The sequence below is a fragment of the Streptomyces sp. NPDC033177 genome (assembly GCF_055577715.1).
The window spans coordinates 833128-850693 of record NZ_JBVIPS010000002.1 but is presented as its reverse complement, the minus strand read 5'-3'; the positions used below and the strand labels follow the sequence as shown (position 1 = coordinate 850693).

Here is a 17566-nt window from a genome sequence, read left to right as displayed (position 1 = left end):
TACTCGTACCAGCAGGAGGAAACCGACCATGAGCAGCGCCGAGACCCCGACCCCCCGCGGCCCGGTCGATTCCTCCCGCGTTCCTCGGTACGCGGGCCCGGCGACCTACGCCCGGCTGCCCCGCCTCGACGAGGTGGGCGGCAAGACGGACATCGCCGTGGTCGGCGTGCCCTTCGACACCGGTGTCTCGTACCGCCCCGGAGCCCGCTTCGGCGGCAACGCGATCCGTGAGGCCTCGCGCCTCCTGCGTCCGTACAACCCCGCGCAGGACGCCTCGCCCTTCGCGCTCGCGCAGGTCGCCGACGCGGGCGACATAGCCGCGAACCCGTTCAACATCAACGAGGCGGTCGAGACGATCGAGGCCGCGGCGGACGACCTCCTCGGCTCGGGCGCCCGCATGATGACGCTCGGCGGCGACCACACCATCGCCCTGCCGCTGCTCCGCTCCGTCGCCAAGAAGCACGGCCCCGTCGCCCTGCTGCACTTCGACGCGCACCTGGACACCTGGGACACGTACTTCGGCGCCGAGTACACCCACGGCACGCCGTTCCGCCGGGCCGTCGAGGAGGGCATCCTCGACACCGAGGCGCTCTCCCACGTCGGCACGCGCGGCCCGCTGTACGGCAAGCAGGACCTCACGGACGACGAGAAGATGGGCTTCGGCATCGTCACCTCGGCGGACATCTACCGCCGCGGCGCCGACGAGGTCGCCGACCAGCTGCGCCAGCGCATCGGCGACCGCCCGCTGTACATATCCATCGACATCGACTGCCTGGACCCGGCCCACGCGCCCGGCACGGGCACCCCGGAGGCGGGCGGCATGACGTCGCGCGAGCTCCTGGAGATCCTGCGGGGGCTCTCCTCCTGCAACCTCGTCTCGGCGGACGTCGTCGAGGTCGCCCCCGCGTACGACCACGCGGAGATCACGGCCGTCGCCGCCTCGCACACCGCGTACGAGCTGACGACGATCATGTCCCGCCAGATCGCGGAGGCCCGCCAGATCACCGAGGGGAGCGCGGCCAAGTGACGCACGACCACGACGTAGTACTGCGGCCCACCGAGGCCCAGACGGAGGCGGCCCTGAACCCGCCTTCGGGGCGCAACGGCGGCGACCTCGTCGTGGAGACCCTCCAGGGCCTCGGCGCGACGACCGTCTTCGGTCTCCCCGGCCAGCACGCGCTCGGCATGTTCGACGCCCTGCGGCGCTCGTCCCTGTCGTACGTCGGCCTGCGCGTGGAGAACAACACGGGCTTCGCCGCGGACGCGTACGGCCGGATCACCGGTGAGGTGGCCCCGCTGCTGCTCTCCACCGGCCCCGGCGCCCTGACCTCGCTCGCCGCGCTCCAGGAGGCGGCGGCCGGGTCCTCGCCCGTGCTCGCGATCGGCAGCCAGATCCCGGTGGCCGGGCTCGGCGGCGGCCGGCACGGCTACCTCCACGAGCTGCGCGACCAGCAGGCGTCGTTCCGCGACATCGTGAAGTCAGTCCACACGGTCCGGACGGCCTCGCAGATCCCCTCCGCGATCGCCGCGGCCTGGGAGTCGGCGCTCACCGCCCCGCACGGCCCGGTGTGGGTGGAGATCCCGCAGGACGTGCTGCTCGCGGAGACGACCCTGCCCGTCGTCACGGCCATGGACGCGACCCCGGACGAGGTCGTCCCGCGCCCCGAGCTGACCGCCGTGGCGGCCGACCTGCTGTCCCGGGCCGAGCGCCCGGCGATCATCGCGGGCGGCGGAGTCGTGCGCTCGGACGCCTCCAAGAAGCTCCTCGCGCTCGCCGAGCTGGTGAACGCGCCCGTGGTCACGACCTTCGGCGGCAAGGGCGCCTTCCCCTGGGAGCACCCGCTGTCGCTCCAGTCCTGGCTGGAGGACCGGTACACCACGGACTTCCTGGAGGACGCGGACGTCCTCCTGGTGGTCGGCTCGGGCCTGGGCGAGCTCTCCTCGAACTACCACACGTTCAAGCCGCGCGGCCGGGTCATCCAGATCGAGGCCGACGCGGGGAAGCTGGAGTCCAACCACCCGGCGCTCGGCATCCACGCGGACGCGCGGCTCGCGCTCTCGGCGCTCCTGGAGACGATCGACACCCCCAGGGAGGACTCCACGGCCCCCGAGCGGGTGCGTACGGTCCTCTCGAAGGTCAAGGAGCGCATCGCCGCCCAGGAGCTCACCCTGGAGCAGCAGGTCCTGGCGTCGGTGCGGGAAGCCCTGCCGGACGCCTCGCCGTCCTTCTGGGACATGACGATCCTGGCCTACTGGGCCTGGTCCGCCTTCGACGCGCGGCGCCCGAACACGATGCACTCGGCGCAGGGCGCGGGCGGCCTCGGGTACGGCTTCCCGGCGGCCATCGGAGCGGCGGCCGCCGACCCATCGACGCCGGTGCTCGCCGTCTCGGGTGACGGCGGCGCGATGTACTCGATCGCGGAACTGGCCTCCGCCAAGCAGCACGGGCTGCCGGTCACCTGGCTGATCGTGGACGACGGGGGCTACGGAATCCTCCGGGAGTACATGTCGGACGCGTTCGGCGAGCCCACGGCCACGGAGCTCTCCCGCCCCGACTTCGTCGCGCTCGCGGAGTCCTTCGGGGTGCCGGGCGTCCGGACGACCCCGGAGAACCTCCGCGACGACCTGACGAAGGCGCTCGCGGAACCCGGGCCCTCGGTGGTCGTGCTCCCGGCGGTGCTGCGGATGTTCGAGCCGACGCACCTCTGAGTCCGAGCGGGCCGCAGCGAAGTCCCGGCGGGTGCCGGGACACGGACTGATCACAGATCGGTCATCTGTTCTCAAACTCGTGCATCCATGTACGGGTACCGGTGAGTCATCTGGGGCGAGTGCGCCGGGGGGCGCGCTTGTACGGGCCCCGAGGGTCTTGTACTGACCCAAGGGGATGGGGAAACTCCATGACTCACCCGGTATCCGGGACATCCAGGCGTGCCCGCATACTCTCGGCGGGCCTCGCCGCCGGAGTGCTCGTGCCGCTCGGTACGGCCTCGCTCGCCACGCCCGCCGCCGCCGCGACGCCGCCGAAGGTGACCTGCACCTCCGCGCAGTCCGGCCTGGCCGCCAAGCTCACGAAGGACATCACGGCGGCCCTGAAGAACCGCAAGGGCACCATCGCGGTCGGCCTCCACGACCGTTCCACGGGCACCACCTGCACCCTGCGCTCCACCACCTCGTTCGACTCGGCGAGCGTCGTCAAGACGACCGTCCTCGCGGCGCTGCTGTGGGACGCGAAGAAGACCGACCGCAAGCTCTCGGCCCGAGAGTCGGACCTCGCGTACGCCATGATCACCAAGTCGGACAACGCGGCGACGAGCAAGCTCTGGCGTCAGCTCGGCACGGGGAAGATCAACGGCTTCCTCAGGGCCGCGAAGATGACGAAGACGGTGCCGGGTTCCGGTGGCTACTGGGGCCTGACCCGGATCAACGCGGCCGACGAACAGAAGCTCCTCGCTCTCATCACCGCCAAGAACACCGTCCTGAGCGACAACGCGCGCGCCTACATCCTCAAGCTGATGAACAAGGTCGTCGCCTCGCAGCGCTGGGGCACCCCGGCGGGCGCGCCGTCCGCCGTCAAGATCCACGTCAAGAACGGCTGGCTGCAGCGGTCGACCCACGGCTGGCGGGTGCACAGCATCGGCGCGTTCAAGGGCGGCGGCCACGACTACACGCTCACCGTGCTCACCCACGGCAACAGCACCATGAACTACGGCGTCGCCACCATCCAGGGCGTGGCCAAGGCCGTCCACAAGGACCTGGCGCCCAGGGCCTCCGCGGCCGGGCGTTACGCCCCGACGACCACACCGCGGGAGGCGTTCGTGTCGGTACCCGGGTCCTAGGACCTCCGGCCCCTCTTTGTTGCGGCGGGATGAAATCCGCATCCCGCCGCGTTGGGCCTCTCGGCAGGTCAGGTCGACGGGAGGCAGCACGTGGTGGAGCAACGGGGCGGGGTCGAGGCGGAGAAATCCGGGGGTGCCGAGCCGGAGGAATCCGGCTGGGCGAAACGCCTGATGGGGTACGCGTGGCGCTACCCCAAGGACGTCGTGCTCGCGCTCGGCTCCTCGCTCGCCGGCATGGCCGTCATGGCGCTCGTCCCGCTGATCACCAAGGTGATCATCGACGACGTCATCGGCGACAAGTCGCGCGACATGGGCCCCTGGGTCGGCGCCCTCATCGGCGCCGCTGTCCTCGTCTACGTCTTCACCTACATCCGCCGCTACTACGGCGGACGTCTCGCCCTCGACGTCCAGCACGACCTGCGCACCGAGATGTACGGGACGATCACCAAGCTCGACGGACGGCGGCAGGACGAGCTGTCCACCGGTCAGGTCGTCGGACGCGCCACCAGCGACCTCCAGCTCATCCAGGGCCTGCTCTTCATGCTGCCGATGACCATCGGCAACATCCTCCTCTTCGTGATCTCCCTCGTGATCATGGCGTGGCTCTCCATCCCGCTCACCCTCGTGGCACTCGCCGTGGCCCCCGCCCTCTGGTTCATCGCCAAGCGCAGCCGGGGCCGCCTGCACCCCTCCACCTGGTACGCGCAGGCCCAGGCCGCCGCCGTCGCGGGAGTCGTGGACGGCTCCGTCTCCGGCGTACGCGTCGTGAAGGGCTTCGGTCAGGAGGACCAGGAGACCGGGAAGATCAGGGAGGTCAGCCGCAAGCTCTTCGCGGGCCGCCTTCGCACCATCAAGCTGAACTCCAAGTACACGCCCGCCCTGCAGGCCGTGCCCGCGCTCGGGCAGGTCGCGATGCTCGCGCTCGGCGGCTGGCTCGCGGTGCGCGGGCAGATCACGCTCGGTACGTTCGTCGCCTTCTCCAGCTATCTCGCCCAGCTCGTCGGGCCCGTGCGGATGCTCGCCATGGTCCTCACCGTGGGCCAGCAGGCACGCGCGGGCGCCGAGCGCGTCCTGGAGCTCATCGACACCGAGCCGACGCTGACGGACGGCACCAAGGAACTGCCCGCCGACGCCCCGGCCACCGTCGAGTTCGACGACGTCTCCTTCGCCTACGAGGACAACCGCCCCGTCCTCGCCGGCCTCTCCTTCGAGATCAGGCCCGGTGAGACCCTCGCCGTCGTCGGCACGTCCGGCAGCGGCAAGTCCACCGTCTCGCTGCTGATGCCCCGCTTCTACGACGTGACGCACGGCGCCGTCCTCATCGGCGGGCACGACGTGCGCGAGCTGACCACTGACTCGCTGCGGGCCGCCATCGGCCTCGTGCCCGAGGACTCCTTCCTCTTCTCCGACACCATCCGCGCCAACATCGCGTACGGAAAGCCGGACGCCACCCAGGAGGAGATCGAGACGGCGGCCCGCGCCGCCCAGGCCGACCGCTTCATCGCCGAGCTGCCCGACGGTTACGACACCACCGTCGGCGAGCACGGCCTGACCCTCTCCGGCGGCCAGCGCCAGCGCGTCGCCCTCGCCCGCGCCATCCTCACCGACCCCCGCCTCCTCGTCCTGGACGACGCGACGTCCGCGGTGGACGCGCGGGTCGAGCACGAGATCCATGAGGCGCTGCGCGGCGTCATGGCGGGCCGCACCACCCTCCTCATCGCCCACCGCCGCTCCACCCTGAACCTCGCCGACCGCATCGCCGTACTGGACGGCGGACGCCTCGCCGCCATCGGCACGCACGAGGAGCTGACCGAGCAATCGGCGCTCTACCGGCGCCTGTTGACCGACCCGGACGAGCTCGGCGGCGTCTCGCCGGGCCGCGCGGTCCCGGTCGAGATCCCCGAGGACACCTCCGTACGCGATGAGCTGGACGCGGAGTTCGACGCCGAGCGCGGCATCACCCCGCCGCTCTGGGTCGGTGACCGGGAGCCGAAGGACACCGCCATGGCGGGGATGCCCGCGACGCCCGAACTCCTCGCGCAGGTCGACACGTTGCCCCCGGCCACCGACACCCCCCAGATCGACGAAGCCCGCGCGGTCACCCCGGAGGAGTCGTACGGTCTGCGCCGCCTCCTCGCCGGATTCGGGAAGCCGCTGCTCTTCGCCCTGCTGCTTGTCGCGATCGACGCGGGCATGGGCCTGCTGCTCCCCGTGCTGATCCGGCACGGGATCGACGAGGGCGTCTCACAGCTCGCGCTCGGCGCCGTGTGGGTGGCCGCCGGACTGGCACTGCTCACCGTGGTCGCCCAGTGGGTGGCCCAGATCGGCGAGACGCGGATGACGGGACGGACGGGCGAGCGCGTCCTCTACGCCCTGCGCCTGAAGATCTTCGCCCAGCTCCAGCGGCTCGGACTCGACTACTACGAGCGGGAGTTGACCGGGCGCATCATGACCCGCATGACGACGGACGTGGACGCCCTGTCCACCTTCCTCCAGACGGGCCTTGTCACCGCCTTCGTCTCCGTCGTCACGTTCTTCGGCATCATGGTCGCGCTCCTCGTCATCGACGTGGAACTCGCGCTCGTGGTCTTCGCGACGCTGCCGCCGCTGATCATCGGCACGTTCTTCTTCCGCCGCTCCAGCGTCAAGGCGTACGAGCTGGCGCGTGAGCGCGTCTCGGTGGTCAACGCCGACCTCCAGGAGTCCGTCGCGGGGCTGCGCATCGTGCAGGCCTTCCGGCGCGAGCGCTCCGGCGGCAAGAAGTTCGCGCAGGCCAGCGACGACTACCGCAGTGCCCGTATCCGCGGGCAGTGGCTGATCTCCATCTACTTCCCGTTCGTGCAGCTGCTCTCGGCGGTCGCGGCGGCCGCGGTCCTGATGGTCGGCGCGGGGCGTGTGGAGGCGGGGACGCTGACGACCGGCGCCCTGGTCGCCTACCTCCTCTACATCGACCTGTTCTTCGCCCCCGTCCAGCAGCTCTCCCAGGTCTTCGACGGCTACCAGCAGGCCACCGTCTCGCTCGGCCGCATCCAGGAGCTGCTCCGGGAGCCGACCTCGACGAAGGCCGCGGACGAGCCGCTCGACGTGCTCTCCCTGCGCGGCGAGATCGCCTTCGAGGACGTCGACTTCGCGTACGGTTCCGCCGACGAACCTGAAGAGGCGCTGAGCGACGTGCGCCTGCGCATCCCCGCGGGCCAGACCGTCGCCTTCGTGGGCGAGACCGGCGCGGGCAAGTCAACGCTCGTCAAGCTCGTCGCCCGGTTCTACGACCCGACCGGCGGCCGGGTGACGGTGGACGGCACGGACCTGAGGTCCCTCGACCTGACCTCGTACCGCCACCGGCTCGGCGTCGTCCCGCAGGAGGCCTACCTCTTCGCGGGCACGGTGCGCGACGCGATCGCCTACGGGCGGCCCGACGCCACCGACGCCGAGGTCGAGGCCGCGGCCCGCGCGGTCGGCGCGCACGACATGATCGCCACCCTGGACGGCGGTTACCTCCACGAGGTCTCCGAGCGCGGACGCAACCTCTCCGCGGGCCAGCGCCAGCTGATCGCCCTGGCCCGCGCGGAGCTCGTCGACCCGGACATCCTGCTCCTCGACGAGGCGACCGCGGCCCTCGACCTCGCCACGGAAGCGCAGGTCAACCAGGCCACCGACCGCATCGCGGGCAAGCGCACCACCCTGGTCGTCGCCCACCGCCTCACCACGGCGGCCCGCGCGGACCGGGTGATCCTGATGGACCACGGCCGGGTCGCGGAGGACGGCACGCACGAGGAGCTGCTCGCGCTCGACGGGCGGTACGCGACGCTGTGGCGGACGTTCGTGGGCGAGGCGGAGCCGACGGCCGCCTGACCCGGCGAACAAATGGGGGCGGGCGCGCAACCAGGTGCCCCACGGTCCGCGTCCGTACATCAGTACGCTGATGCGGAAGTGTCGGGAGGGAAACCGGTGAGCAGTGGTCGAATACGGCGGAGCCTTGTGCTCGGCGCCGTCGTCGTTGCGGCTGCCGTCCTGCTCGGTGTCGCGGGCGCGGGTGCCGCACAGGCGCAGGCGTCGGCCGGGCGCTGCGCCGGGCACAAGGTGCGCACCCTCTCGTTCAGCACCGGCAAGGTCCTCGTCTACAAGAGCCGCGGCCACGTCTGCGCCGTCACCGCCGCCAAGCGCCCCGGCGCCCGCAAGACGATGTCCGTCAGCGTCCAGGCCCGCGGCCTCCGCCCGGCCAGGGACAAGGGCCGCTACACGCATCGCGCGGGCCCGGTGACGGTGTACGCGGGACAACGGTGCGTGTGGGTCAAGGGGAGGGTCGGCGGGGGGAGCACCAGCTCGGGCTGGATCCTGTGCTGACGGCTTACTGATCGCATGTTGAGCGTTGTGGGCCCCTTTGTGGCGTACTGCGTCCTGACGTGACGCAAGAGCCCCTAGTGGTGAGCGAGTTGCTCCGATAAGTTCCGGCGGACGCAATCGCGAACTTAGGGGAGAGTGCATGCGCAAGGCGCTCAGATGGCTGCTGTCGCTCGTCGTGCTGATAGGCATCGGCACCGCGGGCACAGTGAGTGCGGCAGGGGCGGCCACCGCCGCGAAGCCGCAGGCCACCGACATCAAGGACCGGCTCCTCGCGATACCGGGCATGAGCCTGATCGAGGAGAAGCCGTACACCGGCTACCGCTACTTCGTCCTCAACTACACCCAGCCGATCGACCACCGGCACCCCTCCAAGGGCACCTTCAAGCAGCGCCTGACGGTCCTGCACAAGGACACCGCCCGCCCCACGGCCTTCTTCACCAGCGGCTACGGGGTCTCTACGAACCCCAGCCGCAGTGAGCCGACGCGGATCATCGACGGCAACCAGGTCTCCATGGAGTACCGCTTCTTCACGCCGTCCCGCCCCGAGCCCGCCGACTGGTCCAAGCTCGACATCTGGCAGGCCGCGAGCGACCAGCACCGCATCTTCAAGGCGCTCAAGCCGGTCTACGACAAGAAGTGGGTGGCGACCGGCGGCTCGAAGGGCGGCATGACCGCCACGTACTACGAGCGCTTCTACCCGCGTGACATGGACGGCGTCGTCGCGTACGTCGCCCCGAACGACGTGGTGAACAAGGAGGACTCGCGTTACGACGAGTTCTTCGAGACGGTCGGCACCAAGGAGTGCCGCGCCGCGCTGGAGGCCGTGCAGCGCGAGGCGCTCGTGCGCCGCGAGCCGCTGGAGAAGAAGTACGCGGAGTTCGCCGAGGCCGGCAACTACACCTTCAAGACCGTCGGCAACCTGGACAAGGCCTACGAGGCCGTCGTCCTCGACATGGTGTGGGGCTTCTGGCAGTACCAGCCGGAGTCCGCGTGCGCGGACGTCCCCGACGCGTCGTCCGCCTCGGACCAGGTGATCTTCGACTACGTCGACTCGGTGGGCGGCTGGGCCTCCTACACCGACCAGGGCCTGACCCCGTACACGCCGTACTACTACCAGGCCGGTACGCAGCTGGGCTCGCCCGACATCTCGCAGCCCTGGCTCGGCGACCTGAGCCGCTACGGCTACCAGCCGCCGCGGAACTTCGTGCCGCGCGAGATTCCGATGAAGTTCCAGTCGGGCGTCATGAAGGACGTGGACCGCTGGGTGCGGCACAACGCGCAGCGGATGATGTACGTCTACGGCGAGAACGACCCGTGGGGTGCCGAGCCGTTCCGTCCCGCCAGGGGCGCGAAGCACGACTCCCACGTCTTCACCGCGCCGGGCGCCAACCACGGCGCGAACGTGGCGGGCCTCGTCGCGGCGGACAAGGCGAAGGCGACGGAGCGGATCCAGGCCTGGGCCGGTGTCTCCACTTCGGCTTCCCCGAAGCCGCTGGCTTCTTACGACGCGAAGCTTGATCGCAAGGACGCGCAGAAGGAGCTGACCCTGCGCCCGTAGGGACCGAGATTTTCCCCAACCCCACCCCTTCCCACAAACCCGCTCGGCGCGGGGGCCTTGGTTGCCGTCATCACCGGCTTCGCCGAGTTCGTCCTCAAACGCCGGACGGGCTGAAAATCAGCCCGTCCGGCGTTTGAGGACCGGGGTCTGGGGCGGAGCCCCTGCGCGGCGGAGCCGCAAATGTCACAGCCGGGAAGGGGTGGGATCGGGGAAAAGAAACCCGCTCAAACCCGCACCGCACACCCCACCGGCTTCCCACCCCCCAGCGACACGTACAGCTGAGTGGTGGCGGGACACGCGTCGCGGGAAGGGGCCGCCGAAGTCACCCTGTACTCAGGGGGCTTCGCCCCGGAGCCGTCGCAAGCGGTCTCCCGCACCTCCCCCCGCCCCACCCCGTACACACAGTCCCCGACAACAGTCCGGGGTCCACCCCCACCCCCGGGATCCCCGGGATGCGGCAGCTCCAGGTTCCGCATACAGGCGTAGCCCCGCGGCACCTCACCGTTCCCGTCCTCGTCCACCGCGGGCCGGTTCTCGCTGATGTGGAGCACGAAGTCCGTGCGGGCGGGGCACGAAGGGCCGTCCGCGACCTTGACGTCGTAACGCGCGATGACCCTCGCCGCCGCCCGCTCACTAGTGCACGACACCTCCGTGAAGGTCTCGCGCCCCCGCGAACTGCACTCGTCCACCGCGAGGAAGACCGCTCCGTGCCCGGAAGCCGCCGCCGAGGACGGCCGCCGGCCGGACGACTCCGATCCCGGGTCCGAGGAGTTCTGGCAGCCGGTCACGCCGACGAACACCACCACCAGCAGCAGCCCCGCACACCTCCGGCCAAGCATGACAAGCATGGCGAACCCCCCGATATGTGCACCCAGCGTGGCCCGCTGAAGCGGGCGCACGCCAGGTTCGGGGGGTGCTTTGGGTCAGGTGGCGGTGGTGCGCCGTCGGCCCGGCGTACGGATCAGTACGTCAGGCCGTGCCCGACCGGGTACAGCACCTGCGCCGGGTCATCCGCACGCTGCACCGGCACGGGCAGCTTCCCGCGCGGCTCGGTCCGCCCCGCGATCACCCGTACCGCGGCGCGCAGTTCGACGTCAGTCCAGCAGTACGCGGCGAGGGACGCGCCCACGCCACCAAGGCGCGCCACGTCGTACGGATTGCGGATCGCGAGCGCGACGACCGGGACGCCGGTCGCCACCAGCGCCTCCACCAGGGCGATCTGAGCGTTTCCCGCCCCCACGTTGTACGTGCCCACGAGCACCGCGTCCTTGCCCGCGGCCGCCGCCACTGCCTCGGCGATCTTGGCGGCGGAGGGGGCCGTGCCCGTCGGCAGCACCGTCGGCGTGAAGCCGAGGTCCGTCAGCTCGCGCCCGATGACGGTCGTCGGCGGCCCCGTCGTCCCCGAAGGGGACGCCGGGTCCGCGCCCACGACGAGCACGTCCCGCTGTGTGCGCCGCGAGAGCGGAAGCAGCCCGTCCGTGTTGATCAGGAGCGTCGTCGTCTCCTCCGCGATCCGGTCGGCGGCGGCGAGATGTGCCCGCGTGCCGACCGCGCGGTCGACGCCGCGCGAGGTGACGTACGGGTCGGAGAAGAGGTCCAGCTTCGCCTTGAGGCGCAGGATCCGCAGGATCGATTCGTCGAGCCGCGCCTCCGTCAACTCGCCGTCCCGTACGGCCTGGAGCACCGCGTTCCAGGCGATCTCCGGCTTCGGCGGGTTCAGGAGCTGGTCGACGCCCGCCTTCAGCGCGAGCACCGGCACGCGGTCGTCGCCGTACTTCGTGCGCACGCCCTGCATGCCGAGCGAGTCCGTCACCACGACCCCGTCGTAGCCGAGTTCCTCGCGCAGGATGCCGGTGAGGATGGGCCGGGAGAGCGTGGCCGGGTCCTCCGCCGGGTCGAGGGCCGGGACCACGATGTGCGCGGTCATGATCGAGTCGATGCCCGCGGCCACTGCCGCCCGGAACGGCGGGGCGTCCAGGGTCTCCCACTGCTCACGCGTGTGGTGGATGTACGGCAGCTTGGAGTGACTGTCGTCCTTGGTGTCGCCGTGCCCGGGGAAGTGCTTGGACGTCGAGGCGATGTCCGCGCCCTGGTAGCCCTTGACCTGCGCGGCGACAAGATCGGCGACCGCTTCGGGGTCCGAGCCGAAGGACCGTACGCCGATGACGGGGTTGGCCGGGTTGACGTTCACGTCGGCGACCGGGGCGTAGTTCTGCCGGATGCCGAGCGCGCGCAGTTCGGTGCCCGCGATGCGGGCCGCCTTGCGTGCGAGGGACTGCGAGCCGGCGGCGCCCAGGGCCATCGCGCCGGGCAGGAGCGTGGCGGGGATGCCGACACGCGCGACGGCCCCGTGTTCCTGGTCGGTGGAGATGAGCAGCGGGATGCGGGCGGTGGGGGACTGCCCCGGGGCGTCCGGGGTGAGGGCGGCGCGCTGGATGCCGTTCGAGAGGTCGGCGATCTGGTGCGGGGCGCGGGTGTTGTGGGCCCAGCCGAAGTAGATGATGCCGCCGAGGTGGTACTTGGCCACCGCCTCCGCGGCGGTGCGCACGCCGAGCTCCTTGAGGTTGGCGTCGATGTCGGCCTGGTCGGGCGCGGTGGCGGAGTGGCCGTACACATGCATCACGAAGAGCTGGCCGACCTTCTCCTCGAGGCTCATGCGGGAGATGAGCTCCCGCAGCTTCCGGTCGCGACCGCGGTCGCCGCTGCCGGCCGCCTGGGCGGCGGACGGCGCGGCCAGGGCCGTCGCCGCGACGGCTGTGGCGGTGAGCAGGGTGCGTCTGGAGGCGTTGCGGTGGGTCATGTGCGCTCCTTCGGGGACGTCCTTCGGGGACGGATGCCGGACCGGAGCCGGGCTGGGGAAACCGGCTGAAGGAAACTTTCCGAGTGCCACGGATATCCCGAAGATTTCTGCCGGTCAAGGGACTCGGCAGCCACTGTGGAGGAGAGGGGCCGTCACCGGCGCTGGTGGAGGGGGCGCACCGGTGACGGCATGCTGCCGGCCACGGGCGGCAGAGAGGGTGGTCAGCGTTCGCAGCCAGCAGCGATGCCGACACCGCCTCGCGGAGACTCACCCGGCAGCACGGCGGTTTGACGGTGGTCGGTCCGGGCGGGTTCCCCGCAGCAGGCGTTTTCCGGAAAGAGGTGCGCAGGGGAATCCTGAGGCTCAGGAGGCCGGGGCCTCTCTTCCGGGCGCCGCCTCGGCCCAGTGGCTCTGCAGCGTCCGTACCGTCTCCGCGATCGCGGGGCGCCGCGACGCCCCGGTCCGCCACAGCGCGTACAGCCGCCGCACCGGTAGCGGATCGAGCCGCAGGGTGACCGCGCCGTCCGGGACGGGGCCGCGGCCGAGGCGCGGGATGAGCGCGATGCCGAGCCCTGCCGCGACCAGGGCGACCAGGGTGGGATTCTCCTCCGCCGTGTGCGCGATGTCCGGCTCGCAGCCCGCCTCGCGCAGGGTGCGCACCAGCCACTCGTGGCAGATGAGCCCCGGCGGCTGGGTGATCCAACGCTCTCCCTTGAGGTCCTCGCGGCGTACGGAGAGCTGCCCCGCGAGCGGGTGCGCCGCGGGCACCACGAGATCGCAGGAGTCGTCCCCGATGACGGCCTGTTCGACGCCGGGTGGCGTCGGCAGCGGCGCGATGTCCCAGTCGTGCACGACCGCCATGTCCACCGCGCCCTTGGCCACCAGGTCGATGGAGAGATGCGGGTCGACCTCGGACATGCGGGCGTCGAGCGCGGGATGCCGCCGGGCCAGATCCGCGAGGACGCCGGGCAGCAGACCGCGCGCCGCGGAGGGGAACGCGGCGACGGTCAGCCGCCCCGCGGGCAGCCCGCGCCGCTCCTCCAGCTCCGTCTCGGCACGCTCCACGATGGCCATCAACTCCTGTGCGGTGGACGCGAGATGGCGTGCCTCCTCGGTGAGCGCCACGCCCCTGCCCTGCCGTTCGAGGAGGGTGGTGCGGGTCTCGCGCTCCAGCTTGGCGATCTGCTGGGACACGGCGGAGGGGGTGTAGCCGAGTGCGGTGGCGGCGGCACCGACGGTGCCGTGCACGGAGACGGCGTGCAGGGCGCGGAGCCGGGCGAGATCGAGCACGGGAAGCCCTTCCCAGGGGGCGGCGACGTCCGTCGGCGCCTTCGGTTTGCTTGGCTTTGCTTCTTGGCGGTTCAGGCGCCGGGTCCGGCGTCAGGCGTGGCGGTTCGGGATCGGCCGGGTCCGGCGTCAGGCGTGGCGGTTCGGGATCGGCCGGTACCGGTGTCAGGCGTGGCGGTTCAGGAGGCGGGACAGGAAGTCCCTTCCCTGGCCCAGGAGTTCGGGCAGCGGCTTAGCCTCCTCGTACCACCGCTTCTCGTACTCCCAGCACAGCCAGCCGTCCCGGTGCTCTCCGCCGAGCAGCACCTCCACGCACTCGGCGAGCGGCAGGACGCCCTCGCCCAGACCCAGCGGCGTCGTGTCGTCGGCCGACGCGATGTCCTTCACCTGGACGTAGCCGAGGTACGGGGAGAGCGCCGCGTGGCTCTCGGTGGGGGACTCGCCGCCGAGCCAGGTGTGCATCACGTCCCACAGGGCGCCCGCGTTTCGGTGGCCGACCGCGCCGAGCACGCGGGTCGCGGCGGCGCCGGTGCGGTGCGAGTCGTGCGTCTCCAGCAGGATGCGTACGCCGAAGTCCGCGGCGGACTCGGCCGCGGTGCCGAGGCGTCGTGCCGCCGTCGCGTCGGCCTCGTCGGGGCTCTGCTCGGTGCCGCCGCCGGGGAAGACGCGGACGAAGGGGGCGCCCAGGTCGCGGGCGAGGGTGAGCAGGGAATGTATCTCTTCGAGTACGGGCCCGTCGTCGCCCGGCTCGGCGACGCGCGCGTACCCGGAGATGCCGAGGATCTCGATGCCCGCGGCCTTGAACTGCGCGGCCACGTCGGCCCGTTCGGCGAGGTCGATCCCAGGGTGGACCGGTTCCTCGGGATGCGCGCGCAGTTCGATGCCGTGATAGCCGTGGGTGGTGGCCAGGCTCAGCACGTCGGCGAGGGGGAGCCCGGGAACGCCGAGGGTGGAGAAGGCGAGTTTCATGTCGCAGACCCTAGGTGCAGTTGCCAGTCCTGCCCCACGAGGTCCACGCCGAAGGAGCGGTGCGGCTTCTCGTCGACGAGGACGAAACCGTGCTTCTGGTAGATGGAGCGGGCGGCGCCGAGAATGTCGTTGGTCCACAGGACCATCTCGCGATAGCCCACGCCGCGCGCGAACTCGACGCAGGCGCCCACCAGTTGGTCACCGATCCCATGGCCCCGCGCGTCGGGCTCGACGAGCAGGAGCCGCAGCCGGGCGGTGCCGGGCGCGTCGTCGCGCACGCACATCACGCACCCCACGGGCCGCCCGTCGAGCTCGGCGATCCACGTCCGCTCCAGATGCGGGTCGTGGTCCTCGGCGTAGTCGGCGATGATCCGGGCGACCAGGCCCTCGTAGTCGGCGTTGAACCCGTACTCCGCCGTGTACAGGGCGGCGTTGCGCTGCACGATCCACCCGAGGTCACCGGGGCCGGGCTCGCGCAGGAAAGGGCGCGAGGGATCCTTTCCGTCCCGGTCGCCGAGGATCTCCCGCACGGTGCGCAGGGCGGACGCGAGGCGGGGCCGCTGGGCGGCAGGAACCTGCGAGAGCAGTGAACCGACGGCCTCACTCGACCGCTCGTCCAGCAGGGCGGCGGTCTCGCGCCCCCGTGCGGTGAGCGTGATGCGCTGGCGCCGCGGATCACGCTCCGATGGCTCGCGCTCGACGATCCCCGCCTTCTCCAGCTTGCCGAGCAGACGACTCAAGTACCCGGCGTCCAGGCAGAGTTCAGCGCGCAGGTCGGCCGCGTCGAGGTGACGAGCGTGGTTGAGCTCGTAGAGGACGCGGGCCTCGGTGAGGGTGTAAGGGACGTACAGCTGACGGCTGTAGTCGAGGGCGCCGATCAGGTTCGTGTAGAAGCGGTTGAAGGCGCGGATCTCCTGGACGGGCGTGGCGGGCGCGTGCAGCATCGTGGATCACTCCAGGGGGCACCGAGGCGAATTACCCTTGACTGAGTCAACGGTACGCCTGTCACACCCATGACCGCCATGCCTCGCCGGGGGCGAACTCCGCCAAGCGAAGGGCCCCGCTCAGCCCAGCTCCCCAGCCTTCGGAAAGCCGTCGGTGGTGATGGTGATGTCGCGTCCCTGGAGGGGCAGTACGAGGTCCTGGCCGAAGGGGATCTTGGCCTCGTCCTCGTATCTCCCGGTCCTGGTCGGGCCGCGGTGGACGGTGCAGACCCCGTCCTCGGGATCGATGACCACGTACAGCGGGATGCCGCATTCCGCGTAGAGGTGGAACTTCTTGGCGAAGTCGTTGTCCCGGCTGCTCCGTGAGACGACCTCGACGACCGCCTCCAGGCTGTGCCACTCGAAGCGGCCTCGGCTGTTGCGCTCGGATCCGGGGGCGACGATCGCCAGGTCTGGTGCGTAGCCGTACTGGCTGGACGGGAAATCGATCATGACGTCCGAGAGGATGTCACCGTGAGCGGCGAGTTGTTGCTCAATCTGAGGGGCCGCCTTGAGGATGACTTTCCACTGGTACTCACCTTGCGGTGTCATGATGATCTTCCCCTCGGTGATCTCGACGCGGTAACCGCGGGGAAGGTTGACGCCGTCCAGTACGTCCCAGGCGCTGGGTGCATCCATGACCATGACTGCCATATGAGCCTCCTTTTCCCGATGATGTCAACGACATCGGGGCCTCACCGACACGGCGGCGCCGTGGACCCCCGCACCATCAGCTCCGCCCCGATCGTCGCCACGCCCCCGGGCGGGGCCTCCTCCGCGCCGGTGGCCAGGCGGCCCGCTCGGGCGCCCGCCTCGTGCAGCGGCAGCCGTACGGTCGTCAGTGCGGGGACGGCGTCGATCGCGAAGGGCAGGTCGTCGAAGCCGGCCACCGAGATGTCCTGGGGGATGCGCAGGCCCTGGTCGCGCAGGGCGGCCGACGCGCCGAGGGCGACCGTGTCGTTGGCGGCCACGATGGCCGTCAAATCCGGTTCGCGGCGCAGGAGTTCGAGGGTCGCCTCGTAGCCGGAGCGGCGGGTGTAAGGGCCGTGGACGGTCAGTTCGTCCTGGTCGCCCTTGCCCGTGTCCGACGCCGCGAGCGCGGCCCGGTGGCCCTCCAGGCGGTGCCGGGTGGTCGTCCGCTCCATCGGGCCCGCGACGTACCCGATCCTGCGGTGTCCAAGGGTCAGCAGATGCTCCGTGAGCCGCCGCCCGCCGCTGCGGTTGTCGAAGGTGAGCGTGGCCGCCACCGCGTCCGAGTCCGCGAGGGGCGGCCGGCCGCAGAGCACGATCCGGGTGCCCGCGTCCGCGAGGCGTGCCAGCTTCGCGGACATCGCGGCGGCGTGCGCGGGGTCCTCCAGGGCGCCGCCGGTCAGGACGACCGCGGCGGCACGCTGGCGCTGCAGCAGGGTCAGATAGGTCAGCTCGCGCTCCGGTGAGCCCCCGGTGTTGCAGACCACGGCCATGCGCTCGCCGCCGGCGCGCCCGCCGGGACCGCCGATCTCGGACTGGACGGCGCCCGCCATGATCCCGAAGAAGGGGTCGGCGATGTCGTTCACCAGGATGCCGACCAGGTCGGACGTGGCGGCGGCGAGCGAGCTCGCGGGCCCGTTGAGGACGTAGTCGAGGTCGTTCACGGCCCGCAGGACGCGCTCCCGGGTGGCCGCGGCCACGGGGTAGTTGCCGTTCAGCACGCGGGAGACGGTCGCGGGGGAGACCTGGGCGCGGGCCGCCACATCGGCCAGGGTCACGGTCATCTCGTCGTCCTCCGGTCACGGCTCTGGTCCGAAGC

13 protein-coding genes are annotated in these 17566 nt (G+C 71.2%); 6 read left to right on the top strand and 7 right to left on the bottom strand.

The features are described from left to right. Nucleotides 1–28 precede the first annotated feature (28 nt). The 6 genes from speB to ACZ5U5_RS09760 all read left to right on the top strand — a co-directional run bounded on the left by speB (nucleotide 29) and on the right by ACZ5U5_RS09760 (nucleotide 9738). The gene (gene speB, locus ACZ5U5_RS09785; protein ID WP_383277501.1) at nucleotides 29–1027 is read left to right on the top strand and encodes an agmatinase; all 999 of its coding nucleotides are present in this window, start codon (nucleotides 29–31) and stop codon (nucleotides 1025–1027) included. Beyond that, nucleotides 1024–2709 carry a thiamine pyrophosphate-binding protein gene (locus ACZ5U5_RS09780; protein ID WP_469018677.1) on the top strand — a complete coding sequence of 562 codons (1686 nt, stop codon included), beginning with the start codon at nucleotides 1024–1026 and terminating at the stop codon, nucleotides 2707–2709. Before speB ends, ACZ5U5_RS09780 begins: the two co-directional genes overlap by 4 nt. 188 nt (nucleotides 2710–2897) lie before the next feature. Further along, nucleotides 2898–3836 carry a serine hydrolase gene (locus ACZ5U5_RS09775; protein ID WP_469018675.1) on the top strand — a complete coding sequence of 313 codons (939 nt, stop codon included), beginning with the start codon at nucleotides 2898–2900 and terminating at the stop codon, nucleotides 3834–3836. 171 nt (nucleotides 3837–4007) lie between these two features. Further along, nucleotides 4008–7688: an ABC transporter ATP-binding protein gene (locus ACZ5U5_RS09770; RefSeq protein ID WP_469019390.1), complete on the top strand. Its 3681-nt coding sequence runs from the start codon at nucleotides 4008–4010 to the stop codon at nucleotides 7686–7688. Nucleotides 7689–7784: 96 nt separating this feature from the next. After that, on the top strand, nucleotides 7785–8180 hold the full coding sequence (locus tag ACZ5U5_RS09765) for a hypothetical protein (RefSeq protein WP_469018672.1): 396 nt from the start codon (nucleotides 7785–7787) through the stop codon (nucleotides 8178–8180). 139 nt (nucleotides 8181–8319) lie between these two features. Then, on the top strand, nucleotides 8320–9738 hold the full coding sequence (locus ACZ5U5_RS09760) for a S28 family serine protease (RefSeq protein ID WP_469018670.1): 1419 nt from the start codon (nucleotides 8320–8322) through the stop codon (nucleotides 9736–9738). A 224-nt stretch (nucleotides 9739–9962) separates the two neighbouring features. Here the strand turns inward: ACZ5U5_RS09760 and ACZ5U5_RS09755 are convergent, their stop codons facing one another. The 7 genes from ACZ5U5_RS09755 to ACZ5U5_RS09725 form a co-directional block, all read right to left on the bottom strand. After that, nucleotides 9963–10586: a hypothetical protein gene (locus tag ACZ5U5_RS09755; protein ID WP_469018668.1), complete on the bottom strand. Its 624-nt coding sequence runs from the start codon at nucleotides 10584–10586 to the stop codon at nucleotides 9963–9965. Between the two features lie 113 nt (nucleotides 10587–10699). Further along, nucleotides 10700–12538 (bottom strand): glycoside hydrolase family 3 protein, encoded by a 1839-nt coding sequence (locus ACZ5U5_RS09750; protein ID WP_469018665.1) that lies wholly within the window; start codon nucleotides 12536–12538, stop codon nucleotides 10700–10702. Between the two features lie 363 nt (nucleotides 12539–12901). Beyond that, nucleotides 12902–13828 (bottom strand): LysR family transcriptional regulator, encoded by a 927-nt coding sequence (locus ACZ5U5_RS09745; RefSeq protein WP_469018662.1) that lies wholly within the window; start codon nucleotides 13826–13828, stop codon nucleotides 12902–12904. Nucleotides 13829–13990: 162 nt separating this feature from the next. Next, nucleotides 13991–14794, bottom strand: a complete 804-nt coding sequence (locus tag ACZ5U5_RS09740) for a sugar phosphate isomerase/epimerase family protein (RefSeq protein WP_469018659.1) — start codon at nucleotides 14792–14794, stop codon at nucleotides 13991–13993. After that, a complete protein-coding gene (locus ACZ5U5_RS09735) occupies nucleotides 14791–15738 on the bottom strand; it encodes a bifunctional helix-turn-helix transcriptional regulator/GNAT family N-acetyltransferase (RefSeq protein WP_469018656.1) in 948 nt (315 codons plus the stop codon). Before ACZ5U5_RS09735 ends, ACZ5U5_RS09740 begins: the two co-directional genes overlap by 4 nt. Nucleotides 15739–15858: 120 nt before the next feature. Further along, complete coding sequence (locus ACZ5U5_RS09730) at nucleotides 15859–16431, bottom strand: Uma2 family endonuclease (protein WP_469018653.1); 573 nt, start codon at nucleotides 16429–16431, stop codon at nucleotides 15859–15861. 41 nt (nucleotides 16432–16472) lie between these two features. Continuing rightward, nucleotides 16473–17531 (bottom strand): LacI family DNA-binding transcriptional regulator, encoded by a 1059-nt coding sequence (locus tag ACZ5U5_RS09725; protein ID WP_469018650.1) that lies wholly within the window; start codon nucleotides 17529–17531, stop codon nucleotides 16473–16475. Nucleotides 17532–17566: the final 35 nt, after the last annotated feature.